The organism is Streptomyces sp. LARHCF249 (assembly GCF_052871255.1).
In genome coordinates this window covers 293012-317074 of sequence record NZ_JBIXJQ010000005.1, presented here as the reverse complement: position 1 = coordinate 317074, position 24063 = coordinate 293012, and the positions used below count along the sequence as shown (strand labels likewise).

Here is a 24063-nt window from a genome sequence, read left to right as displayed (position 1 = left end):
CCATGGCCCGACTCGCCCAGACCGCCGGGCTCACGGACGTCCAGCGGGAGATCCTCAAGACCGTCCGGGAGTTCGTCGACAAGGAGATCATCCCGGTCGCGACCGAGCTCGAACACCGTGACGAGTACCCGCAGCAGATCGTCGACGGCCTCAAGGAGCTCGGCCTCTTCGGCCTGATGATCCCGGAGGAGTACGGCGGTCTGGGTGAGTCGCTCCTCACCTACGCCCTGTGCGTCGAGGAGATAGCGCGGGGCTGGATGTCCGTCTCGGGCATCATCAACACGCACTTCATCGTGGCGTACATGCTCAAGCAGCACGGCACGCAGGAGCAGAAGGACCACTTCCTCCCGCGCATGGCGCTGGGCGAGGTGCGCGGCGCGTTCTCGATGTCCGAGCCGGGGCTGGGCTCCGATGTGTCGGCCATCACGTCGAAGGCGGTGAAGGACGGCGACGAGTACGTCCTGAACGGCCAGAAGATGTGGCTGACGAACGGCGGCAGCTCCACGCTGGTGGCCGTTCTGGTGCGAAGTGACGAAGGACACCCCGAGGGCACCGCGCCCCACAAGTCGATGACGACCTTCCTCGTCGAGAAGGAGCCGGGCTTCGGTGAGGTCCGTCCGGGCCTGACCATCCCCGGCAAGATCGACAAGATGGGCTACAAGGGCGTCGACACGACCGAGCTCATCATGGACGGACTGCGCATTCCGGCCAATCGGGTCCTCGGAGGCCAGACGGGCCGAGGGTTTTACCAAATGATGGACGGGGTCGAGGTCGGCCGCGTCAACGTGGCGGCGCGTGGCTGCGGCGTCGCTCAGCGTGCTTTCGAGCTCGGTGTCTCTTATGCCCAGCAGCGTCACACTTTCGGCAAGGCGATCGCCGAGCACCAGGCCATCCAGTTCAAGCTGGCCGAGATGGCTACCAAGGTCGAAGCCGCCCATGCCATGATGGTGAATGCAGCACGCAAAAAGGACTCCGGGGAACGAAACGACCTCGAAGCAGGGATGGCGAAGTACCTCGCCTCCGAGTACTGCAAGGAGGTGGTGGAGGACGCCTTCCGTATCCATGGCGGCTACGGGTTCTCCAAGGAGTACGAGATCGAGCGCCTCTACCGGGAGGCTCCGATGCTGCTGATCGGTGAAGGTACCGCCGAGATCCAGAAAATGATCATCGGGCGACGCCTGCTCGAGGAGTACCGACTCCAGGGCTGAAAGTCCCTTTTGCGGCGAATCATCCACCGATTCGCCGCGAAAGAGTCACTAGCAGTCACTGGCTGACGGACATCGACTCGGCTTCTGGCTTGCCCAGTTGTTGCGCGCAACCGATAGCATTCCAGTAAAGCCGCCGTCCCGTCCCCCCGTTTGCGGCGCGGCAATCACCCGCTACGAAGGTCATCCATGCCCCACAGCCAAACCTCTGCACCTCGCGACAGCCTCCTTGGCGTACGCCTCGCGCGCGGAGCATCGCCGTGGCTTCTGCCGACCCTCGCCACCGCGGCGCTCAGCCTCACCCGGGCTCGCAAGTCCGGGCGCTGGGCCGCGGCGGCCGTGCCCACCACCGCGCTCGCGGCGGGCATGCTGTGGTTCTTCCGCGACCCCGAGCGCGAGATCGCCCAGGGCCGTGTCATCTCGCCCGCCGACGGTGTGGTGCAGAGCATCATGCCGTGGAAGGACGGACGGACCCGGGTCGCGATCTTCATGAGCCCGCTGAACGTCCACGTCAACCGCGCGCCCCTCGCGGGCACGGTGACGTCCGTGGAGCACATCCCCGGCGGATTCGTCCCGGCGTTCAACAAGGAGAGCGAGAACAACGAGCGCGTTGTCTGGCACTTCGACACCGAGCTCGGTGACATCGAGATGGTGCAGATCGCCGGCGCAGTCGCCCGGCGCATCGTTCCGTACCTGCCGGCCGGTACCAAGGTCGAGCAGGGCGAACGCATCGGTCTGATCCGCTTCGGCTCCCGCGTCGACATCTACCTCCCCGAGGGCGTCGAGGTCGCGGTCGAGGTCGGTCAGGCCACCACCGCGGGGGTGACACGAATTGACCGTGACTGACCCTGAGACTCCGGCAGCCGGCTGGGTGCCCGAGCCCGCCGAGGACGAGGCCGCCGAGGACGACATGCCGCTCTCGCTGCGGCTGTCGATAGCGGACACCCTCACCCTCGGCAACGCGACGTGCGGATTCATGGCGGTGTACTTCACCACCACCGGAATCCTCATCCCGCACCTCACCGGCAGTGGCGAGTCGGGCATGGCCCGTAACAGCGCCGCGACGGCAGTGATACTGATGCTGCTCGCCGCGGTCTTCGACCTCTTCGACGGCATCGTGGCCCGCAAGCTGCGCAGCTCGCCGATGGGCGCCGAGCTGGACAACCTGTCCGACCTGATCAGCTTCGGCCTGGCTCCCGCGTACTTCGTGCTCGTCTACGGCATGGTCGCCGACGACGCGGTGCAGAAGATGTCGGCGCTGGCCGCGATCGTGGTGCTGCTGGCCGTGGTGCTCAGACTCGCCAGATTCAGCTGCGTGACGATGAAGGACGGCATGTTCCAGGGCATGCCGAGCCCCTTCGGCGCGCTGACGGTCGTCTCGATCGTGCTGCTGGAGCTGCCCTTCGTCCCGACGCTGCTCGCGATCATCGGGGTGGCCTGGCTGATGGTGAGCCGGGTCGAGTACCCCAAGCCGCGGGGTGTCCTCGCGGTGGCGATGCTCTGCTGGATCATCGGTGCGATGGGGCTGCTGGCGGCCTGGGCGTTCGACGCCCCGGGCGGTCAGCTGCTGCTCCAGACCGGCTGCGCGCTGCAGATCGCGATGGCGGCGACCATTCCGCTGTTCGCGACGACCCGGCGGGCCAACACCTTCCGGCACAACCGTCGTGAGGCTCGCGCCACTACGCTGCGCTGAGCTCGGCACGTGTGAGAGGGCTCCGGATGCACTGGCATCCGGGGCCCTCTCGTCGTGTGCGGCGCCGCCGCGCAAGCGTCCCCGGGCTGCGCCCGGGCTTCCTGGGGCTCCGCCCCGGACCCCGCGCCTCAAATGCCGGCGGGGCTGTTGGTGCCTGGCGGGGGCCGGAAGGTGCCGGATTAGGATCCGGGCGTGTAGCCTTCCGCCGCCGGGGCTACCGCCGCTTCCTTGACGACCTTCAGGCCGCCCGGGGTCTGCTCGTCCGGTTTCATGATCACGCTTTGGCGGGTGGAGGGGGACTTCGGGTCGGAGAAGTCGTGGGTGATGCCGAAGCCGCTGTCGTAGGCCTTCAGGGTCAGCAGGGCCTTGCCGACGCCCTCGCGGGTGAGGTCCTTGTCGGCGCAGGCCTTCTTCAGGGCCTCCCCGTAAACCGCCGCGGCCGTGTAGCCGGCCACCACGCCGTTGTCGAGGCCCGCACCCGGATAGGCCTCCTTGTAGGCCGTGGCCAGGGCCGCCGGGCCGGGAGCCGGGGAGCCGATCGGCAGGCTGGACGCCGCGACGTAGTAGTCCTTCTGCAGGGCCGCGCCCGCCGGGGTGGCGAGCAGCTGGGGGGCGAAGGCCGAGTTGTTGCCGACCACCGGGACGTTCCAGCCGCCGGCCGCGGCGACCCCCACCAGCGAGGCCGCCTGCCGGGGGCCGGCGCTGATCACCACGGCCTTGACCCCGGCCTGCTTGAGGGCCGCGACCTGGGCGGACATGTCGTTGTCGGTGGGCTTGATCTTCTGCTCGACGATGGTGAGTCCGGCCTCCTTGGCCGCGTGCTTGGCCCCCGCGAGGGCGTTCTCGCCGTAGTCCCCCTCGAAGTAGACCTGGCCGATCTTGTCGCCGGAGGAGATCCTCTTCTGTTCGAGGAGGTACCCGATGGCGTTGACCGTCTCGATGTCGTACGTGGCCCCCACGGTGCGGATGGCAGGGCTGCCCAGCAGCGAGGCGGACCAGGCCTGCGGGATGACCAGGCCCTTGTCCTGGCCGTCGATGCGGTCCTTGACCGCGGCGACGAACGGGGAGCCGATGAACTGGGCGAAGCCGAGCACGTCGGGTTCCAGCTCGGTGTAGCCGGCGAGGGCCTTCTGCGGGTCGTAGCCGTGGTCGCGGACCGTCAGCTCCAGCTGCCGGCCGCAGATGCCGCCCGCGGCGTTGGCCTGCTTGATCCAGAGCTGCTGGGCCTGGGTGACGCTCTTGCCGAGCGAGGCGTAGACGCCGGTCATGTCGGTGAGGGCGCCGAGCTTGATGGCGGTGGCGGTGACCCCCTTGCCGGTCTTGACGCCGCCCTCGCCCTGCTTGTCGCCGCCCGAGGTGTTCGCCTTTCCGCTGCACCCGGCGGCGCCGGTGAGCAGGAGCGCGGCCGCGAGGGCTGCCGTACCGAGTCGCGCTCGCTTGTCCGTGCCGGGTCTGATCACGCTGGCTCCTTCGGAGGTCGGATCCGGGCGAGGCCGCCCGGGAGGAACAGGACGACGGCGACGACGGCCGCGCCGTACAGGTAGCGCGACGCCTCTCCCGGGGAGACACCGCCGGCGCCGGGGGCGGCGACGAGCGGGAGGGCGTCGCTGTATCGGGTGAGCAGCTGGGGCAGCAGGGAGACGAACGCGGCGCCGATGACGGCGCCCGCGACCGTGCCGAGCCCGCCGATCACGATCATGGCGAGGTATTCGAGGGACAGGACCATGCCGAAGTAGTCGGGCACGGTGCGCTGGAAGACGAGGGCGAGCAGGACCCCCGCCAGGCCCGCGTACATGGAGGACAGGACGAAGACGGCGGCGCGGTAGCGGGCGACGGGGACGCCCATGACACCGGCGGCGATGGTGTGGTCGCGGATGGCGTTCATGGCGCGGCCCGGGCGGCCGCGCAGGATGCCGCGGGCGAAGAGGGCGCAGGCGAGGAGTGCGGCGAGGGCGACGTACCAGAGCTTTTCGGCGGACTGGAAGGGGACGGCGGCGATCACGGTCTCGGTGTCGTCGAAGGTGATGCCGAGGAGGGAGAGCGGTTCGACGGCGCGGCCGTTGAAGCCGCCGGTGAGCGGGGTCGCGTTGAACAGGACGTGCTGGCCGATGAAGATCAGCGCGAGGGTGGCGATGCCGAGGTAGGCGCCGCGCAGCCGGCCGGCGATGGGGCTGAACAGCCCGCCGGCGGCTCCGGCGAGGGCGACGGCGAGCACGGCCGCCAGCCAGCTGGGCAGGCCGAGGCCGACGAGCTCGTGGCCGCCGGAGCGTCCGCCGTCCCCGGCCAGCGCGCAGTACCCGTACGCGCCGACGGCGAGGAAGAAGGCGTGCCCCATGGACAGCTGGCCGGTGGCTCCGGTGAGCAGGTTGAGGCCGATGGCCCCGATGGCCGCGGCGATGGCGAACAGCCCGGCCTGGAGCCAGAACCGTTCCAGGTAGAAGGGCAGCGCGAGGAGCACGACGGCCCCGGCGGCCCACAGGACCAGGCGCTTCGGGCTCGGACGCCGCGGGGTCGCGGGGCTCGGGTTCGGGCGGTTCAGGGCGGGGCGCGGGGTGTCAGACACGGGCGGGCTCCTTCGTGCCGAAGAGGCCCGCCGGGCGCAGCAGCAGCACCGCGACCATGACCAGGTACGGGGCGAGGTCGCCGATGCCGCGGCCGAGGAAGGCGAGCTGGCTCTGGTAGCCGGTGGCCATGGCCTCGGTGACGCCGACGATCAGGCCGCCCGCGAGGGCTCCGGTGGTGGAGTCGAGGCCGCCGAGGATGGCCGCCGGGAAGGCCTTGAGGGCGGCCAGCGAGGTGGCCCGTTCCAGGCCTGGGGTGGGAAAGACGGTGAGGAAGAGCGCCGCCACGGCGGCCAGGGCCCCGGCGACCGCCCACGCCGCCAGGGACACACGGCCCAGCCGGACGCCCATCAGCGCGGCGGTCTCCGGCTTCTCGGCGGCGGCGCGCATGGCCACTCCCCAGGCGGTGTACCGGAACAGCAGCAGGAACGCGCCGATCAGAAGGGTGGCGGAGGCGAAGGCCGCGATCCGGGTCTGCGGGAGGGTGACCGGGCCGAGGTGGACCACGGCGTCGCCCCAGGGGTCGCCGAGGGCGAGTACGTCCGTACCGATGCGACGGGTGAGGTCGGTGGTGAGCAGGATGTCCACGCCGATGGTGACGATGGCGAGCACGCTCTGGTCCTGGCCGCGGTAGCGGCGCATGACGAGGAACTCCACCGCGGCACCGACCGCGGCGGCGGCGCCTACTCCCACGGCCAGGGCGGGCCAGAAGCCGATGTCGTCGTGGAGGACCGCGGTGACCCAGCCGCCCGCCAGCAGGAGCGAGGCGTGGGCGAAGTTGACGACTTCGGTGGCCTTGAAGATGACCACGAAGCCGAGGGCGATCAGGGCGTACACGGAGCCCATGGACAGGCCGCCGAGCAGCAGTTCCAGGAAGGTGGTCACGCGGCCGGGTCCTCCTCGCCGAGGTAGGCGCGGACGACCGCCGGGTCGCTCTGCACCTGGGCGGGGGTCCCGCCGCCGATCCGTCTGCCGAAGTCGAGTACGGTCACCGCGTCCGCGAGCCGCATCACCACCCCCATGTCGTGTTCGACCAGCACGATCGAGATGCCGAGGCCGCTCTGGACGCCCGCGATGACCGCGGCGGTGCGCTGCCGTTCGTCGGCGGTCATCCCGGCGACGGGTTCGTCCAGGAGGAGCAGCCGGGGCTCCATGCACAGGGCCCGGGCCAGCTCGACGAGTTTCTGTTTCCCGTACGGGAGGGAGCCGGCGGGCGCGGCCAGGTCGGCCTCCAGACCGACGAAGGCCGCGATCTCGCGGACCCGTTCGCGGTGCCGGCGGTCCTCGCGGACGGCGGCCGGGAGCCGGAGCCCGGCGGCGAGGAATCCGGAGCGCATCAGACGGTGGCGGCCGAGCAGCAGGCTGTCGGCGACCGTGGTGTGCGGGGGCAGGGCCAGGTTCTGGAAGGTCCGGGCGATGCCGAGCGCGGCGACGGCGTGCGGGGCCAGGCCGGTGAGCTCGTCGGCGCCGAAGCGGACGCTGCCCGTCGCCGCGCGGTAGACCCCGGAGAGCACGTTGAAGCAGGTGGACTTGCCTGCTCCATTGGGGCCGATGACGGCGTGCAGGCTGCCGGGCTCGACGGTGAAGGAGACCCCGTCGAGGGCGGTGAGCCCGGCGAAGCGGACGGTGACGTCGGTGACGGTGAGCGGCGGCGTGCCGTGGCCGCCGGGGCCGGGAAGCCCCGTCATGCCGACCACCTGCGCAGGGTGCGGGTCTGCTCAGGGGCCGGGGCGGCCTCGTCGGTGATGCCGAGGTAGCGGCGGCGTACCTCGTCCGAGGCGGCCAGTTCGGCGGCCGGGCCGGACAGGGTGACCTCGCCGACCTCCAGGACGTAGGCGTGGGAGGCCAGCCGGAGCGCGAGGGCCGCGTTCTGCTCCACCAGCAGCACCGAGGTGCCCGAGGCGTTGATCTCGGTGATGGTCGCGGCGATCGTCGCGGCCATCTTCGGCGCCAGGCCCAGTGAGGGCTCGTCCAGGAGCAGCAGCCGGGGGCGGGCCATCAGGGCGCGGCCCAGGGCCAGCATCTGCTGCTCGCCCCCGGAGAGCAGCCCCGCCCGCTGCCGGGACCGTTTGGCGAGGACCGGGAAGAGCTCGTGGACGCGGGCCAGCGAGCGGGCGGTGTCGGACCGGGAGCCGGCCCGGGCCCCGAGGGCGCCCGCCCGCAGGTTGTCCGCGACGCTCATCCGCGCGAACACCTGCCGTCCTTCGGGGACTTGCACCACTCCGGCGGCCACCGCCCGGGCCGGGGCCAGTCCGTCCAGCGGCGTGCCGTCGAAGGTCACGCCCCCCGCGGTGACGGCGCCGCGGTGGAAGGCGAGCGTGCGGGACACCGCCCGCAGCAGGGTCGTCTTGCCCGCGCCGTTCCCGCCGAGCACGACGACCACGGCGCCCTCGGGTACGTCGAGCGACACGGCGCGCAGCGCCCGGACCGGCCCGTAGCCGACGGACAGCTCGCGCACTTGGAGCGAGGCCACTTCCCCTCCCACTGCCAGGCCCTGTTCGGGCGTTGTGCTGGCGCACAGACCAGCACCGGCCGGGGCGGCCGTCCACGGCCCGCAGCGGAATCGCTGCCGATGACCAGCCGGGGGTGGGGTCCGGTTGTGCAGCGGCACAGACCTGCGTACGGGGCCCCTTACGCCGGTGGGCCGCGGGTGACATCCTCAGCGGCCATGGGCGGACGCAGGGCGCGTACGGAAGCGGAATGGTCGGTGCTGCTCACGGCGGCCGAGGTGCTGCTGGAGCGCGTCCCGGAGCTGACCGAGCGGCTGATCGGCGATCTGGCGCAGCACTCGCCGCTGTACGACCTGGTGGTGCCGCGGGACGAGCACTGGCAGCAGATCAGCGAGGCCATGCGGTACGGCATCGAGGCGTTCGCCGCGCGCCGCTCGGACGCGCGCAAGGACCTGGTCTACGCGGAGGAGCTGGGGCGGCGGCGGGCCGAACAGGGGCTGCCGCTGGACCTGTTGCTGTACGCGTACCGGCGCGCGGGCCGGCTGACCTGGGACGTGCTGCTGGACATCGTGACCGAGGAGGACCCGGACGCGCTGCCGGTGCTGGCGCGGACGGCCGGGGCGATGTGGGCCGGGATCGAGCAGCAGGCAGCGACGACGGCGGAGGCCTACCGGGCGGGCGAGCGGGAGATGCGGCGGCGCAGCGACGAGCGGGTGCAGGCCCTGCTGGACGCGCTGCTCCAGGGGGCCGCGGCGCCGGGCCTGGCGGCGCGGGCGGCGGCGGGGCTGGACCTGCCGGAGCAGGGGCGGTACGCGGTGGTCGTGCTCCCCGTGGACCGGCGGGACTCGGTGCACCGGGTGGCGGCGGTGGGCGGGATGCGGCTGTTCTGGCGGATGCGGGCGGAGCAGGAGCTGGCGGTGGTGGCCCTCGGGTCCTCCTCCCCGGAGGAACTGGCGGCGGAGCTGGCCGACCGCTGCCACGGGCCCGGCGGGATCAGCCCGGTGGTGGACGGGCTGGCGGAGCTGGGCCGGGCGCGGAGGCTGGCGGAGACGGCGCTGGCCACCTGCGGTGCGGAGGAGCGGGGGCTGGTCCGGCTGTCTGAGCGGCTGCCCGCGGCTCTGGTGGTGGGCCAGCCGGAGCTGGCGGGGGAGCTGGTCCAGGCGGTGCTGGGGCCGCTGCTGGGGCTGGACCCGGCGGACCGGGCGGTACTGCTGGAGACGCTCGACGCGTGGCTCGCGGCCGAGGGCTCCGCCGGGCGGGCGGCGAGCCGCCTCTATTGCCACCGCAACACGGTGTTCAACCGGCTGCGCCGCCTGGAACACCTGACCTCCCGCTCCCTGTCCCGCCCCCACGACCTGGTAGCCCTGACCCTGGCCCGCGACGCCCACCGCCTGTCCGCCGCCGCGGGCCCTGCCTGACCGGGTGCGGCGCCGCCGCTGTCACGGGCTCCGCCCCAGAACCCCCGGGCCTCCAACGCAGGGTCCGGGCGGAGCCCCGGGGGGCTTGTGCGGCGGCGGCGAGCCGTAGGCTTGATGTCGGGAAACCGCCAGCCTTGGTGGGTCTCGCCCCGGATCCTGGAGCCATGCACACCGACACCGAGCGCTGCGTAAGGGCCGTGCAGTCGAAGGACGCCCGCTTCGACGGATGGTTCTTCACCGCCGTCCTGACCACGCGGATCTACTGCCGGCCCAGCTGCCCCGCCGTACCGCCCAAGGTCGAGAACATGACCTTCCTGCCCAGCGCCGCCGCCTGCCAGCAGGCCGGGTTCCGGGCCTGCAAGCGGTGCCGGCCGGACACCAGCCCGGGCTCCCCCGAGTGGAACGCCCGCGCCGATGCCGTCGCCCGCGCGATGCGGCTGATCCAGGACGGAGTGGTGGACCGCGAGGGGGTGCCGGGGCTCGCCGCCCGGCTCGGCTACTCCACCCGCCAGGTGGAGCGGCAGCTCAGCGCCGAGCTCGGGGCCGGCCCGCTGGCCCTCGCACGGGCCCAGCGCGCCCAGGCCGCCCGGCTGCTCATCGAGACCTCCGAGCTCCCGATGGGCGACGTGGCGTTCGCCGCCGGCTTCTCCTCCATCCGCACCTTCAACGACACCGTCCGCGAGGTCTTCGCCCTCTCCCCCAGCGAGCTGCGGCTGCGCGCCGACAAGGCCGGCCGCCATCAGCCCCGGATCCCCGGGACGATCAGCCTGCGGCTGCCGTTCCGGGCCCCCCTGACCCCGGACAACCTCTTCGGGCACCTGGCCGCGACCGCCGTCCCCGGCGTGGAGGAGTGGCGCGACGGCGCCTACCGCCGCACCCTGCGCCTGCCCTACGGCACCGGGGTCGTCGCACTGACCCCGCAGCCGGACCACATCGGCTGCCGCCTCGCCCTGACCGACCTGCGCGACCTCACCATCGCGATCAGCCGCTGCCGCTGGATGCTCGATCTGGACGCCGATCCCGAGGCGGTCGACGAGCAGCTGCGCGCGGACCCGCTGCTGGCCCCGCTCGTGGACAAGGCTCCCGGGCGCCGGGTTCCCCGTACGGTCGACGCGGCGGAGTTCGCCGTACGGGCGGTCCTCGGCCAGCAGGTGTCCACCGCGGCGGCGCGCACGCACGCGGCCCGGCTGGTCACGGCGCACGGGGAGCCCGTGGAGGACCCGCTGGGCGGGCTGACCCACCTCTTCCCGTCCCCGCAGGCCCTCGCCGCGCTGGACCCGGAGTCCCTGGCCATGCCGCGCACCCGGCGCACCACGTTCACCACCCTGGTCTCGGCGCTCGCCGACGGCTCGCTGCCGCTCGGCGTCGACAGCGACTGGGACGCGGCGCGCGCCAGGCTGTCCGCGCTGCCGGGTTTCGGCCCGTGGACCACCGAGGTCATCGCGATGCGGGCGCTCGGCGACCCGGACGCGTTCCTGCCCTCCGACCTGGGTGTCCGGCGGGCGGCGCGGGGGCTCGGGCTGCCGTCCACGCCCTCGGCGCTGACCGCCCGGGCGGCCGGCTGGCGGCCCTGGCGCGCGTACGCCGTCCAGTACTTGTGGGCCACCGACGACCACGCCATCAACCACCTGCCCGCCTGAGGAGCACACCGTGAACACCAGCAGCAAGCAGCACACCGTCGTCGACAGCCCGTACGGTCCGCTCACCCTCGTCGCCACGGGCGGCGTCCTCAGCGGCCTGTACATGACGGGACAGCGCCACCGCCCGGCCGACGAGTCCTTCGGGGAGCGGGTGGCCGCCGCCGAGGAGCCCTTCCCCGAAGTGGTGCGGCAGCTGGCCGCGTACTTCGCCGGGGAGCTCACCGAGTTCGACCTGCCGCTGCGGCTGGAGGGCACCGACTTCCAGCGCAGCGTGTGGGACCAGCTCGTGCGGATCCCCTACGGCGAGACCTGGTCGTACGGGCAGCTCGCGGCCGAGCTCGGCAAGCCGAACGCCTCGCGCGCCGTGGGCCTGGCGAACGGGAAGAACCCGATCGGGATCATCGTGCCGTGCCACCGCGTGATCGGCGCCTCGGGCGGCATGACCGGCTACGGCGGGGGCGTCGAGCGCAAGGTCCGGCTGCTCGGCTTCGAGGCGGCGGCCGGGCAGCTGCAGGCCTAGACCACGAGCAGCGGGACCAGCAGGGCGAAGGCGGCGCCCGCCTCGACCGCGTAGCCGTACAGCGAGGGGTGCTGGACGGGGGCGGCGAGCAGGACCACGCTCTGCTGGGCGGCCGCGGCCGCCACCCAGTCGGCGTCGGCGCCGAGGTTGCCCTGGTACCAGCCCTCGCAGGAGCCGGGGCCGCTGACCGCGAGCAGGTCGTCCTCGCGGCGGTACACGGCCTGCCACTGGGCGGCCGGCACCGACCAGCCGTCGAAGTCGGTGAACTGGCACCAGCCGCCGTCGCGGATCGCGGTGTCGAACAGCCAGACCGGCATCCCCTCCGGGGTCACCTCGCCGGCGGACTGCTGGTCGGTGGTGAAGTGGACCATGGGGAGGGCGTCGGGACCGTCGGCGGTGCTGGGCCAGGCGTACATCGTGATCATCAGCTGATTCTGTCCTGCTCGCAGTAAGCCCGGTGTGACGAGGCGGCCTTTGCTACAACGGGAGGGGGCGGCGGCCGTTCTCGAGTTCGGCGGCGCCCTCGCCCGACTGCAGGACCCGGTAGGCCTCTTGGGTGCGCAGGCCGAGCGATCCGGGGAGGTACGCGGGGAGTTCGGCGGGGTCGACCAGCCGCCAGGAGATCAGCTCCTCCTCCTGGAGCGTGATGGACGCGAGCTGCCCGGCGTCGAGCACCCCGCCGTCGTAGAGGTAGGCGACCAGCGGCGGGCGGCCCGCGCCGAGGGTCCAGTCCACGGCGAGCAGCCGGCCGAGCGGCACGTCGATGCCGATCTCCTCGGCGCTCTCGCGGCGGGCGGCGGTGCGCGGCGACTCGCCCTGGTCCGACTCGATGGTGCCGCCCGGCAGGGCCCAGCCCTCGCGGTAGTTGGGCTCGACGAGCAGGACCCTGCCCTCGGCGTCCCGGTAGAGGGCGGCCGCGCCGGCCAGCACCCGGGGCAGGCTCGCGATGTAGGTGGCGTAGTCATCGGTGGTGGTCACCTCGCCACCCTACCCAGACATCCGTTACGGAACGTCCGGCCCGTCTCCGCGGTCCCGGCCCCGGGACTCGGCGACGCGCCGCAGCCGCGGATGGCGGGCCGGGCCCTGTTCGGTGATGGCGTCGCCGACCATGGCCCGTACCGCGTCCCGCAGTCCGTGCAGCGCGTGGTGGCGGGCGGGTCCGGCTCCGGGGTCCTCGCGCAGTTCCGTCAGCAGGGCCCAGCAGAGCAGCAGCATGACGACGACGAAGGGCAGTGCGACCAGGATGGTGGCGGTCTGCAGGGACTTGAGTCCTCCGGCCACGAGGAGCACGGCGGCGACGGCCGCCATCAGCACGCCCCAGGTGACGACGAGCCAGGTCGGCGGGTGGAGCGAGCCGCGGCTGGTGAGCGAGCCCATGACCAGGGAGGCCGAGTCGGCGCTGGTGACGAAGTAGGTCATGACCAGGGCCATGGCCACCCAGGAGGTGACCGTGGAGAGCGGCAGGGCGTCCAGCATCGCGAACAGCGAGGCCTCCGTACCGTCCTTGATCTTGGCGGCGAAGTCCACGGCGCCGGTGGAGTCGAGGCGGATGGCGGTGCCGCCCATCACGCAGAACCAGATGACGGTGGCGCCGCTGGGCACGAACAGGACGCCGACCAGGAACTCGCGGATGGTGCGGCCGCGCGAGATGCGGGCGATGAAGGTGCCGACGAAGGGCGCCCAGGAGAGCCACCACGCCCAGTAGAAGACGGTCCACGCGCCGAGCCACTCGGCGTCGGTGAAGGCGCCGGTCCGGCTGGCCATGGGCAGCAGCTGGTGCAGGTAGCCGCCGACGCTGGAGGGGATCACGTCGAGGATGTAGACGGTGGGGCCGAGCAGGAAGACGAAGAGCATCAGGGTGGCGGCGAGCACGATGTTGACGGTGCTGAGCCACTTCACCCCCTTGTGCAGGCCGGAGAAGGCGGAGAGCACGAAGGCCGCCGAGAGCGAGCCGATGATGATCAGCTCGACGGTGGTGGAGTCCTCGACGCCCGTGGTGATGCTGAGGCCCTTGGACACCTGGAGCGCGCCGAGCCCGAGGCTGGTCGCGGTGCCGAAGACGGTGGCGAAGACGGCGAGCAGGTCGATGGACTTGCCGGCCCACCCGTCTGCCCGTTGCTCACCCATGAGGGGGACGAAGGCGGAGCTGAGCCGGTTGCCGCGGCCCTTGCGGAAGGTCGCGTAGGCGAGGGCGAGGCCGGCGATGCCGTAGATCGCCCAGGGGGTGAGGGTCCAGTGGAAGAAGGAGTACTCCATCGCCGCGAGGGCGGAGGCGCCGGTGGCCGGGGCCGCGCCGGAGGCCGGGGGCGGGTTCAGGTAGTGGGTGAGCGGCTCCCCCACCCCGTAGAACATCAGGCCGATGCCCATGCCGGCGCTGAACATCATCGCGATCCACGCGAGGTTGGTGAACTCCGGCTCGGAGTCGTCGGCGCCGAGCCGGATCCGGCCGAAGCGGCTGACGGCGAGCAGGACGCACATCACGAGGAAGGCGTCGGCGGCGATCACGAACAGCCAGGCGAAGTTGTCCAGGACCCAGGCGAGCGCGGTGCTCGACGCGGTGTCGAAGGAGCCCTTGGCGAGGGCCGCCCAGGCGACCACGGCCAGTACGGCGATCACGCCCACGGTGACGACGGTGCGGTCGGGAGTGCCGTCCGCCGGACCCACGGGCCCGTCACCTGGGGTATCCGGACGTGGCTGTTCCAGTGAATCCGCGCTCATGCGGCCACACTATGCAGGCGTATATCCCTATTTGGCCGTATGGCGCGCCGGGTGTGGCCCAGGCCACTCATGGGCATAGGAGGATCCTCCGGATAAGCTCATGGCGGCGCGACTGCACTGTTCGATAGCAAGGGAATAGCAAGGTGACGGACGGAGCAGTAACTGAGGCCGCGCGCGTGCTCATCGCCGCGGACAAATTCAAGGGCTCGCTCACGGCCGTTCAGGTCGCGGAGCGGGTGACGGCGGGCCTCCGCAAGGCCGTACCGGGCGTGGAGATCGAGACCCTCCCGGTCGCGGACGGCGGAGACGGCACGGTCGCGGCCGCGGTGGCGGCCGGTTTCGAGCGCCGGGAGGTACGGGTCACCGGGCCCCTCGGCGACCAGGTCACGGCCGCCTTCGCGCTGCGCGAGGGCACCGCGGTGGTCGAGATGGCGGAGGCCTCCGGACTGCAGCTGCTGCCGGCGGGCACCTTCGCCCCGCTGACGGCCACCACGTACGGCTCGGGCGAGCTGCTGAAGGCCGCGCTGGACGCGGGCGCGCGCTCCATCGTCTTCGGCGTGGGCGGCAGCGCCACCACCGACGGCGGCGCCGGCATGCTGGCGGCACTGGGCGCGGTGTTCCTGGATGCGAACGGCGAACCGGTCGGTCCGGGCGGCGGGGCGCTGGCGGGGCTGGCCTCGGCCGACCTGTCGGGGATCGACCCGCGCTTCGCGGAGGTCGACTTCGTCCTGGCCAGCGACGTGGACAACCCGCTGACCGGTCCGAAGGGCTGCGCGGCGGTGTACGGACCGCAGAAGGGGGCGTCGCCGCAGGACGTCGCGACGCTCGACGCGGCGCTGGCGCACTTCGCCACGGTCCTCGAGAAGTCGATCGGCGCGAAGGCCGCCGAGTGCGCGGTGCTCCCGGGTGCGGGCGGCGCGGGCGGCATCGGCTACGGTGCGCTGCTGCTCGGTGCCACGTTCCGGCCCGGAATCGAGCTGATGCTGGAGGTGCTGGGCTTCGCGCCGGCGCTGGAGCGCGCCACGCTGGTCATCACCGGTGAGGGCTCGCTGGACGAGCAGACCCTGCACGGGAAGGCCCCGGCCGGTGTCGCGGCGGCGGCCCGGGCCGCCGGCAAGCCGGTCGTGGCGGTGTGCGGACGGCTGCTGCTGACCCAGGAGGCCCTCGAGGCCGCCGGTATCCGCAAGGCGTACCCGCTGACGGACCTGGAGCCGGACCCGGCGAAGTCCATCCCGAACGCCGGCCCCCTGCTGGAGCAGGTGGCGGCCGCCATCGCCGCGGACGTCCTCTGACCCGGCGCACACCTCGCCCGAGGCCCGGCCCCTGCTGTGGGTGCCGGGCCTCGGCCGTTCCCGCGGGCGGGCGCGGCGCCCCTGCGCGGACTCCGCCCCCGAACCCCGCGCCTCAAACGCCGGCGGGGCCGGGACGCGCCGACCCCAAACCCACTGGACAGTGTTAAAAAGGGCTCATGACCGGACGTTTTGGTCGCTGGCCGACCGGGTGGGGCTCGCGCCTGTTCGCGCGCCTGTCCCGGTGGGCCCGCAGCGTCGCCGGTCAGGTCTTCGCCCTCCAGGCGGTGATCGTGCTGCTGCTGACCACCGCGGCCGCGGCGGCCCTGGTCCTGCAGTCCCGGTACGACAGCCACCGCGATGCCCGCAACCGCTCGCTGGCGGCCGCCGAGTCCTTCGCGCACGCGCCCGGCCTCCCGGCGGCGCTGAAGGCACCGGACCCGACCGCCGTGCTCCAGCCGCTGGCCGACGGCGCCCGCCGGGCCTCCGGCGTCGACTTCATCGCCGTGATGAGCACCGACGGGCTCCGGTACACCGACTCGCGGCCCGAGCTGATCGGCCAGCGGGCGACGGGCGACCTCTCGCGGGCCGTCGCCGGGCAGTCCTTCACCGAGACGTTCACCGGCGAGCCCAGCGACGCGGTCCGGGCCGTCGTACCCGTCCGGGACGCCCAGGGCACCGTCGTGGGCCTGGTCGGCACCGGCATCGAGGTGGAGAACGTGTCCGAGGTGGTCGAGGACCAGCTCCCCCTGCTCATCGGCGCCGCGGCGTGCGCCCTGCTGCTCGGCACGGGCGGCGCCTTCCTGGTGAGCCGCCGGCTGCGGCGCCAGACCCACGGGCTGCGGGCGGACGAGATGGCCCGGATGAACGAGCACCACGAGGCCGTCCTGCACGCCGTCCGCGAGGGCGTGCTCATCATGGGGACCGACCACCGGCTGGTCCTCGCGAACGACGAGGCCCGGCGGCTCCTCGGCCTGGCTCCCGACGCCGAAGGCCGGCACGTCGCCGACCTCGGCCTGGATGCCCGGACCACCGAGCTGCTCGCCTCGGGCCGGGTCGTGACGGACGAGGTGCACCTGGCGGGCGACCGGCTGCTCGCGGTCAACGTGCGGCCCGCCAAGCCGTACGGCGGCCAGTCCTCCGGCACCGTCATGACCCTGCGCGACTCCACCGAGCTCGCCGCGCTCTCCGGCCGGGCCGAGGTGGCCCGCGGGCGGCTCCAGCTGCTCTACGACGCCGGTGTGCGGATCGGTACCACCCTGGACGTGGTGCGGACCGCGGAGGAGCTGTCGGAGGTCGCCGTCCCCCGCTTCGCGGACTTCGTCACCGTGGAGCTGCTGGAGCCGGTGCTGCGCGGTGACGAGCCCTCGTCGTCCGCCGGCATGTACACCGAGATGCGGCGCACGGCCATGAGCGGTATCCGCGCCGACCAGCCGCTCCAGCCGGTCGGCGACATCATCCGCTTCGAGGTGCCGACGGCTCCGATGGCCGCCGCCCTGGGCGCCGGGCAGGCCGTGCTCGCGCCGGATCTGCACGCCGCCATGGGCTGGCGGGCCCAGGATTCGCAAGGGACCCGGCAAGCCCTGGACTACGGGCTGCACTCCCTGATCAGCGTCCCCCTCCAGGCGCGCGGTGTGGTCCTCGGCATGGCCAACTTCTGGCGGGCAGCGGACACCCCGGAGGCCTTCGACGAGGAGGACCGGTCCTTCGCGATGGAGCTCGTGGCGCGCGCGGCCGTCTCGATCGACAACGCCCGCCGTTTCACCCGGGAGCACGCGACGGCCGTGGCCCTCCAGCGCAGCCTGCTCCCCCGGGTGCTGCCGGAGCTGACCGCCGTGGACGTCGCCTTCCGCTACCTGCCGGCGAAGGCGGGGGTCGGCGGGGACTGGTTCGACGTGATCCCGCTGCCCGGCGCCCGGGTGGCGCTGGTCGTCGGCGACGTCGTCGGCCACGGGGTGCACGCGGCCGCCACGATGGGCCGGCTGCGCACCGCCGTGCACAACTTCTCCACCCTGGACCTGCCGCCCGACGAGCTGCTCGGGCACCTGGACGAGCTGATCAACCGGATCGACCAGAGCGGCACCGGCGGCGGTGCGGCCGAGGGGGACGAAGCCGTCGGGGAGAGCGGGCAGGAGCCCACCGGGATCACGGGTGCCACCTGCCTGTACGCGGTCTACGACCCGGTCTCGGGGCGGTGCGCGATGGCCAGCGCCGGGCATCCCGGGCCGGCGGTGATCCGCCCCGCCGGGGACGTGGAGTTCCCGGAGCTGCCCGCCGGGCTGCCGCTCGGGGTCGGCGGCATGCCCTTCGAGGCGACCGAGTTCCGGCTGCCCGAGGGGAGCCGGCTCGTGCTGTTCACCGACGGCCTGGTGGAGGACCGCCACCGCGACTTCGACAGCGGTCTGGCAATGCTGCGGGAGTCGCTGTCCCGGTCCGGCCGCAGCCCCGACCAGGCCTGCTCGGACGTACTGGCCGCCCTGCTCTCCCCGGTGCCGGGCGACGACATCGCCCTGCTGATCGCCGACACCCGGCGGCTGGAGGCGGACCGCATCGCCGAGTGGGACGTGCCGGGCGAGGCGGCGGCCGTCTCCCGCGTGCGCAACGCCGGTGCGGCGCAGCTCGCCGCCTGGGGCCTGGAGGACGTCTCCTTCACCACCGAGCTGATCCTCAGCGAGCTGGTCACCAACGCCATCCGCTACGGGTCCGCGCCCGTCCGGGTCCGCCTGCTGCGCGACCGCACCCTGATCTGCGAGGTCTCCGACGGCAGCAGCACCTCCCCGCACCTGCGGTACGCGGCCACGACCGACGAGGGCGGGCGCGGGCTGTTCCTCGTCGCGCAGTACGCCGACCGGTGGGGCGTCCGCTACACGGACCGGGGCAAGGTCATCTGGGCCGAGCTGCCGCTGACCGCGGGCACGGAGCCGCCGGCTCCGGCCCCGCTGGACCTGAACGCGCTGGAGGACCTGGCCTGGTGACGGCGCGTCGCCGTGACGGGCGGCGTCACACCGGCCGTGTCCACACCGGCCGTGTTCACGCCGGGCAGGTCCGGGCCAGGAGTACCGCGACGTCGTCCTGCGGGTCGAACGGCAGCAGCTGCTCCAGGATCCTGTCGCACAGCTCGCCGAGCGGCTGCCGCGCCGCCGCGAGGACCCGTGCCAGCTGGTCCATGCCCTCGTCGAGATCCCGGTCGCGGGCCTCGATCAGGCCGTCGGTGTAGAGCACGAGCAGGCTCCCCGGGGGCAGGCGCACCTCTTCGGTGCGGAAGTCCTGGCCGCCGGTGCCGAGCGGGGTGCCCGGCGGGCCGTGCAGGAAGGTGGTCGTCCCGTCGGCTGCGACCACGGCCGGCGGCGGGTGGCCGGCGCGGGCGATCACGCAGCTGCCGGACGCCGGGTCGTGGACGGCGTAGACGCAGGTGGCCATCTCGTCCTCGCCGAGGTCGGCCACCACGGCGTCGAGCGAGCGGAGCATCTGCTCCGGGGGCACGTCCAGGCGCGCGAGGGTCCGTACCGCCGTGCGCAGCTGGCCCATGACGGCCGCCGCGTGGATCCCGTGGCCCATGACGTCGCCGATGACCAGACCGGTCCGGCCGCCGGGCAGCTGGATGACGTCGAACCAGTCCCCGCCGACGTCGTGGTCGCTGGCGGGCAGGTAGCGCCCGGTCAGCTCGAGGCCTGCGACCCGGGGGAGCTCGCTGTTGGTGAGGCTGCGCTGGAGGGTCAGGGCGGCGTGCCGCTGGCGGGTGTACATCCGGGCGTTGTCGATGTTGAGGGCGGCGCGGGCGACCAGCTCGTCGACGAGTACGCGGTCCTCGTCGTCGAAGGGCTCCCGCTCGCGCAGCCGGGTCACCGCGACCGCGCCGAGCACCTGCCCGCGGGCGACCAGCGGGATCATCCGGGCGGAGCCCAGGGTGGCCAGATAGGTGCGCAGGGCGTCGGCGCGTGGGTCGGTGATCAGGGCCGGGATGTCGGGCGTGTAGAGGTCCATCGGCCGGCCTTCGGCGATGACCCGCTCGTAGACGCTGTCCGCGGGGATCTGGAAGGTCTGGCCCGCCTGGAGCTTCGCGGTGGGGGCGGTCGGGTCGGGGAAGGCGGCCGCCAGACGGCGCATGACGCCGCGGGTGGAGGCCGCGGCCGCCGCGGCCTCGTCCGGCCCCAGGACCGATTCGAGGAGCTGTACGTCGGCCGAGTCCGCGAGCTGCGGTACCAGCAGGTCCACGATCTCCTGGGCGGTCTGGTGGAGGTCCAGGGTGGTGCCGATGCGGGTGCCGGCCTCCGCCAGGAGGGCGAACCGGTGCCGGGCCCGCTCCGCCTCGGCCTGGGCACGCTGTCCGTCGGTGATGTCGATGAGGGAGGCGATCAGGCCCAGGGGCCGTCCCGATCCGTCGAGCAGCGGGGCGTAGGAGCAGGACCAGGTCCGGTCGTGGTCGGGGTCGGCGGCGGTGCGTCCGGTACGGCGGACGTCGACGACGGCCGTGCCCCGTTCGAGGACCTGGCGCATGGTGGCCTCGAGGACGGTGGCGTTGACCCCCGGGACCACCTCGGTGAGCCGTTTTCCCAGGTGCGCGGCGGCGGGCACGCCGTTCATCCGGGCCAGGGCGTCGTTGACGCGGAGGAAGCGCAGGTCGGTGCCCAGGGTGGCGAGGCCGATCGGCGACTGGGTGAACAGGCTCTGGAGGGCGGCGAGCGAGTCCCGCATGTGGAGGACCTCGGAGGTCTCCACGGCGATGAGCATGGCCCCCGTACGCCCCTGCGGGTCGGCGGCGGGGACGATCCACATCTCCATCACGACGCGGTGGCCGTCGCGGTGGCGCACGGGCAGGGTGCCGACGACGGTCTCGCCCGCCTGGACGCGGCGGGTCAGGTCGTCGGCGAGCCCGCGGTTGGCCTCGGGGACGAGGACGGAGCTGCCGGGGCGGCCGAGGATGTCCTCCGGGCGGTGTCCGAGCAGGTCCTGGGCGGCGAGCGACCACTCCACGATGCGGCCGTCCGCGTCCTCGCGCCACAGGGCGATCGGCAGCAGCTCGCGGAGCACGCCCGCGTACCCGACGGCTGCGGCCGGCGGGTCCGGCACTTCGCTCGTCGACTGGTAAGTGTCCACCGCACCGACCTCGCCCCGGGGGGTCTCATTGCTACCGATTCACCCTATCCGAGGGCTGGCCGGGCGGCTCTGTGTCCGGCTCCGGGTAGAGCCAGGGGTGGACGGCGGTGACCACGAAGAGGACGGCGTACACGATGAGCGCCGCCCACCACCCGCCGAGCCCGGCACGGCCGAACTGGATGAGGGCGGCGGCTCCCCCGGCCGCCAGGGCGGGCAGAACCCCGCGCCACCAGTGCGCCGGCTCCGTCCCGACGTACAGCAGGGCTCCGGCGGCGAGCACGGAGGCGGCGCCGACGATCGGTGTGAGGGGCCATCCGTGGACGGAGTCCTCGGCCGCGCCGCGCAGCAGGACCAGGGCCGACGCCGGAACGGCGGCGAGGACGACGACCGCCGGCCACCGCTGCCAGGCGGCGCGCAGCCTCGGCCAGGGCCAGGCCGCCAGGGAGATCGCGGCGAGGACGGCGACGGGGACGTGGCCGGGCAGGGAGGACCACTGCCCGGTGCTGAAGGCGACCGCGGTCCACATCAGGGCGGCCGCGACCACGGCCGGCAGGGGTGCGAGCACGGCGACCATCGGCACCAGGCAGAGCACCGGTTTCACCAGCCCGAGCACCCCTTGGGCCAGCCTGGCGACGAACCCCCTCGCGGGCTGGAGGGCGGGCCAGGCCAGCAGCCCGGTGCGCACGGCGGCCCGGCGCGGGTCGCGGGCCCGGACCAGTGCGCCGACCTTCTCGGCGCCGATCGCCCGGAAGGCGTCCATGGCCCGCTCGACGTCGGCGGGCGTGGTCAGCGGCAGCGCTTCGGGGATGAGGGGCCGGTTCCCGGCACGGATGCCCTTGCGGTGCAGGACTGCGATCAGCGGCAGCTCCTGGTCGAGGATCTCGCGCTGGCGCAGGGCGGTGAGCGTGTCGCGCACCCGGTCCCAGCGGCTCGCCCCGGGCAGGGAGACCAGGGCCTTCTGGTAGAGCTCCTTGAAGAGGGCGGGATCCGGGACGGAGTCGGCGACCAGCGCCCCGAGTTCCTCGACGCCGGGGTAGTCGGGGTCGGCGGGGTCGGCGCCCCCGAAGGCGGCCGCCAGTCGTTCGTCCGTGGCGACCACCGACACGAGGGAGGCGGCGGCGTCCAGGCGGCCCCAGGTCCAGTCGCTCAGCCGCCAGCGGGCGCTGAGGAACGCGGCGAAGTTGGCGAGCTGGTTGCCGCTGAGCTTGGCCTTGACCATGTCCTCCGGGGAGTTGGGGTCCGCGTCCTTGAGCACCTCGCGCGTGGCCCAGCTGGTGCTGGCGGCCGACATGGTGTGGAAGGCGATGTCGGAGGCCTCGGCGAGCGGGTCCGGCCGCAGCGGGCCGAGCAGCACTTCGGCGGCGGCCAGCGCGTCCCTCATCTGGGGGCCGTCGCCGGCGGCGGCTTCGTGGAGCGCCTGGTACCCGTCGACGGCCGCGGGGGCCATGGCCTGGCCGAGGTGGCGCCCGAGTTCCCCGGCCCGTTCCCACAGGTCGCGGTAGAGGCCTTCGGGCCACTGCCCGGAGGCGGCCGTGGCCGGAGCGGCGTCGGCCCGGTCGAGGGCCGCGGCCAGCGAGCCCGACCAGGCACGCCAGTCGGCGGGGTCCGCCCCGGCCGCCGGGACCGCGGGCAGGAGGTCGCCCAGCAGGGCCGTGGCCTCGTACAGCGGACCGGTGGGGCGGGCGGGGAGCGTACCGCCGGCCAGTGCCGCCCCGTACGTGCGCAGCAGCAGGCGGTCCCGCGCGGCGATGAGCGTGGCGATGGCGAACCGGTACGCGTACAGGCGCTCGCGGCAGTCCGCCATCGCGTGCGGGTCCGCGGCCGGCGCCCCGGCCTCGTACGCCCGCAGCCAGTCCATGAGCAGCCGCACGGTACGGGCCAGGGCCAGGGGGGAGCGCCCCGGGAAGGGGAGCGGACCGCACACGTCGGGGAGCGTCATGGTGCCCCCGGCGGCGCACAGTCGCGCGAAGAGGGACACCGAGCCCTCCCCCGGGCCGGCGTCCAGCGGGTCGAGCGGGCCCGGTCCGGGGGGCAGCGGCAGCGGGTCCGGGCCGGTCACGTCCGCCGGGTCCTCCAGGAGGCGGACGAGCCGCTTCGCCTCGCCGGTGCCGACGGTACGGCGGTAGGCGCCCATCCGGGCCGCCGCGGCGAACTCCAGGGCCGAGAGGTTCGGCGGGAGGGCGCCGGTGACCGCGCGGGCCTGCTGGGCGGCGGCGTCGGTGGCCCGGAGTTCGAGGGCGTCGTCGCGCAGGGATTCCGAACCGGTCTTCACCGTCACGGACTTCAGGGCCATCCGGACCAGCCGGGTGACCCGGCGGCTGCCGGCCGGCTCCGGTTTCGGCGGGAAGGGCGGTACGGGTTGGAGGAACAGCAGCCACCGGTCGGTCTTCTGCGTGGCGGGGGCTCCGGCGATGGCGCGGACCGCCCACGCCACCGGGATGTTGTCGAGCAGGCCGCCGTCGACGAGTTCGACGCAGCCGTCGAGGTCGTTGTCCGGGTAGCCGGTCTCGCTGCTGACGCCGCGCAGGTCCACCGGCCCGGGTTCGTCCGCCGGCGGCGGGGCGCCGCCGACGTACAGCCTGCCCGGCTCGAAGGCACCGGGGAAGGAGGAGGTGGTCCGGGCGGCGAAGGCCAGCCGGTCCAGGGCCGCCTTCCGGGCGGCGGCGCCGCTGGGGAAGTCGGTCAGGGGAGCCCGGTGGCGGAACCGGAAGTAGGCGTTCGAGCGGCCGACCAGCAACGGCACCCCGCGGGTGGGCCGTACCCAGTCGCGGCGGGGCCGCAGCCGGGTCGCCGTCAGGATCAGCCGGAGCGATCCGGCGGGGCGCTTCGGTTCCGGGGCGTCGGCCAGCAGGACGTCGAGGGACCTGCGCAGTTCGCCGTAGAGCACCTCGTCCCCGCGCATCAGGGAGTCCGGTACGCGGAAGGGGATCGAGCGGCGCAGCAGGCCTTCGAGGTCGCCCAGGCGCAGCCAGACGTCCCGTACGCCCGCGCCGAAGGGCATCCCGTACACGAGGTGGCAGGCGAGCAGCACTCCGTTGAGGCCGCCGGCGCTGGTGCCGACGACGACGTCGATGTCGACGTCCGTGTAGCCGCAGGACCGGAGCAGGGACCGGTAGACGGCCGTTTCCGGCTCCGGCTGCTCCCCGGGGGCCGGGGGCGGGTCGGCCGCCCGCCGCAGCGCCGCCGTCTCGCAGCAGGCCCCGCCCATCCAGACGGCGAGGCTCACCCCTCCCCGCATCGCGAGAGCCAGCCGCAGTTCCGAACTGCGCGTGCCCGTGCCCTGAGCGGTGGCGTTCATACCCTCAGCGTCACCCCGGAACGAGGGAGGGCGCAGCGCGACTCCTGCCGGACCGGCAACCTGGGAGAAATGTCTTGACTAGCCGGAAATACGGAGGAAACTCATCAATATACCGGAAAACCGGAAAGAGCCGCACCTCCCTCCGGAGACGTCCAGAGGCCCGCGTGACCCTTG

At 73.4% G+C, this 24063-nt stretch carries 18 protein-coding genes; 8 read left to right on the top strand and 10 right to left on the bottom strand.

All coding sequences use genetic code 11. The features are described 5' to 3' along the window. Positions 1–2 precede the first annotated feature (2 nt). The 3 genes from ACIPUC_RS16385 (at position 3) to pssA (ending at position 2898) form a co-directional block, all read left to right on the top strand. Entirely contained in the window at positions 3–1208 is a 1206-nt protein-coding gene (locus tag ACIPUC_RS16385) for an acyl-CoA dehydrogenase family protein (RefSeq protein ID WP_030868030.1), read from the top strand. A 186-nt stretch (positions 1209–1394) separates the two neighbouring features. Beyond that, entirely contained in the window at positions 1395–2051 is a 657-nt protein-coding gene (locus tag ACIPUC_RS16380; RefSeq protein ID WP_446590037.1) for a phosphatidylserine decarboxylase, read from the top strand. Next, the gene (gene pssA / locus ACIPUC_RS16375; RefSeq protein ID WP_446590036.1) at positions 2038–2898 is read left to right on the top strand and encodes a CDP-diacylglycerol--serine O-phosphatidyltransferase; all 861 of its coding nucleotides are present in this window, start codon (positions 2038–2040) and stop codon (positions 2896–2898) included. Before ACIPUC_RS16380 ends, pssA begins: the two co-directional genes overlap by 14 nt. A 179-nt stretch (positions 2899–3077) precedes the next feature. Here the strand turns inward: pssA and ACIPUC_RS16370 are convergent, their stop codons facing one another. From ACIPUC_RS16370 to ACIPUC_RS16350, 5 genes are read right to left on the bottom strand one after another with little or no spacing between them, the layout of a single operon-like run. Then, positions 3078–4358, bottom strand: a complete 1281-nt coding sequence (locus ACIPUC_RS16370; protein WP_446590035.1) for an ABC transporter substrate-binding protein — start codon at positions 4356–4358, stop codon at positions 3078–3080. Continuing rightward, positions 4355–5437: a branched-chain amino acid ABC transporter permease gene (locus ACIPUC_RS16365; protein ID WP_446590439.1), complete on the bottom strand. Its 1083-nt coding sequence runs from the start codon at positions 5435–5437 to the stop codon at positions 4355–4357. Before ACIPUC_RS16365 ends, ACIPUC_RS16370 begins: the two co-directional genes overlap by 4 nt. 16 nt (positions 5438–5453) lie before the next feature. After that, positions 5454–6344 carry a branched-chain amino acid ABC transporter permease gene (locus ACIPUC_RS16360; RefSeq protein ID WP_446590033.1) on the bottom strand — a complete coding sequence of 297 codons (891 nt, stop codon included), beginning with the start codon at positions 6342–6344 and terminating at the stop codon, positions 5454–5456. Then, entirely contained in the window at positions 6341–7147 is an 807-nt protein-coding gene (locus ACIPUC_RS16355) for an ABC transporter ATP-binding protein (protein WP_446590031.1), read from the bottom strand. The genes ACIPUC_RS16360 and ACIPUC_RS16355 overlap by 4 nt, the downstream gene beginning before the upstream one ends. Beyond that, the gene (locus tag ACIPUC_RS16350; protein WP_446590029.1) at positions 7144–7932 is read right to left on the bottom strand and encodes an ABC transporter ATP-binding protein; all 789 of its coding nucleotides are present in this window, start codon (positions 7930–7932) and stop codon (positions 7144–7146) included. The genes ACIPUC_RS16355 and ACIPUC_RS16350 overlap by 4 nt, the downstream gene beginning before the upstream one ends. Before the next feature lie 195 nt (positions 7933–8127). Here ACIPUC_RS16350 and ACIPUC_RS16345 point away from each other — a divergent pair, with 195 nt between their 5' ends. From ACIPUC_RS16345 to ACIPUC_RS16335, 3 genes are all read left to right on the top strand, one after another. After that, a complete protein-coding gene (locus ACIPUC_RS16345; protein ID WP_446590028.1) occupies positions 8128–9327 on the top strand; it encodes a PucR family transcriptional regulator in 1200 nt (399 codons plus the stop codon). Between the two features lie 164 nt (positions 9328–9491). Beyond that, positions 9492–10967, top strand: a complete 1476-nt coding sequence (locus ACIPUC_RS16340) for an AlkA N-terminal domain-containing protein (RefSeq protein ID WP_446590026.1) — start codon at positions 9492–9494, stop codon at positions 10965–10967. Between the two features lie 10 nt (positions 10968–10977). Then, positions 10978–11487 (top strand): methylated-DNA--[protein]-cysteine S-methyltransferase, encoded by a 510-nt coding sequence (locus ACIPUC_RS16335; RefSeq protein ID WP_446590025.1) that lies wholly within the window; start codon positions 10978–10980, stop codon positions 11485–11487. Here ACIPUC_RS16335 and ACIPUC_RS16330 read toward each other — a convergent pair. The 3 genes from ACIPUC_RS16330 to ACIPUC_RS16320 are packed head-to-tail and all read right to left on the bottom strand — an operon-like array spanning position 11484 to position 14205. Next, complete coding sequence (locus ACIPUC_RS16330) at positions 11484–11912, bottom strand: hypothetical protein (RefSeq protein ID WP_446590023.1); 429 nt, start codon at positions 11910–11912, stop codon at positions 11484–11486. The genes ACIPUC_RS16335 and ACIPUC_RS16330 overlap by 4 nt on opposite strands. A 52-nt stretch (positions 11913–11964) precedes the next feature. Next, positions 11965–12465: an NUDIX domain-containing protein gene (locus ACIPUC_RS16325; protein ID WP_446590022.1), complete on the bottom strand. Its 501-nt coding sequence runs from the start codon at positions 12463–12465 to the stop codon at positions 11965–11967. Positions 12466–12489: 24 nt separating this feature from the next. Continuing rightward, positions 12490–14205 carry a BCCT family transporter gene (locus ACIPUC_RS16320; RefSeq protein WP_446590021.1) on the bottom strand — a complete coding sequence of 572 codons (1716 nt, stop codon included), beginning with the start codon at positions 14203–14205 and terminating at the stop codon, positions 12490–12492. 143 nt (positions 14206–14348) lie between these two features. Between ACIPUC_RS16320 and ACIPUC_RS16315 the strand changes: the two genes are divergently transcribed. Next, positions 14349–15497, top strand: a complete 1149-nt coding sequence (locus ACIPUC_RS16315) for a glycerate kinase (protein ID WP_446590020.1) — start codon at positions 14349–14351, stop codon at positions 15495–15497. Between the two features lie 176 nt (positions 15498–15673). Then, the gene (locus tag ACIPUC_RS16310; RefSeq protein ID WP_446590019.1) at positions 15674–18469 is read left to right on the top strand and encodes a SpoIIE family protein phosphatase; all 2796 of its coding nucleotides are present in this window, start codon (positions 15674–15676) and stop codon (positions 18467–18469) included. A 55-nt stretch (positions 18470–18524) separates the two neighbouring features. Here ACIPUC_RS16310 and ACIPUC_RS16305 read toward each other — a convergent pair whose 3' ends face one another. Both ACIPUC_RS16305 and ACIPUC_RS16300 read right to left on the bottom strand, forming a co-directional pair. After that, positions 18525–20591, bottom strand: a complete 2067-nt coding sequence (locus tag ACIPUC_RS16305) for a SpoIIE family protein phosphatase (protein ID WP_446590018.1) — start codon at positions 20589–20591, stop codon at positions 18525–18527. A gap of 31 nt (positions 20592–20622) precedes the next feature. Next, positions 20623–23889 (bottom strand): DUF3376 domain-containing protein, encoded by a 3267-nt coding sequence (locus ACIPUC_RS16300; protein ID WP_446590017.1) that lies wholly within the window; start codon positions 23887–23889, stop codon positions 20623–20625. Positions 23890–24063: the final 174 nt, after the last annotated feature.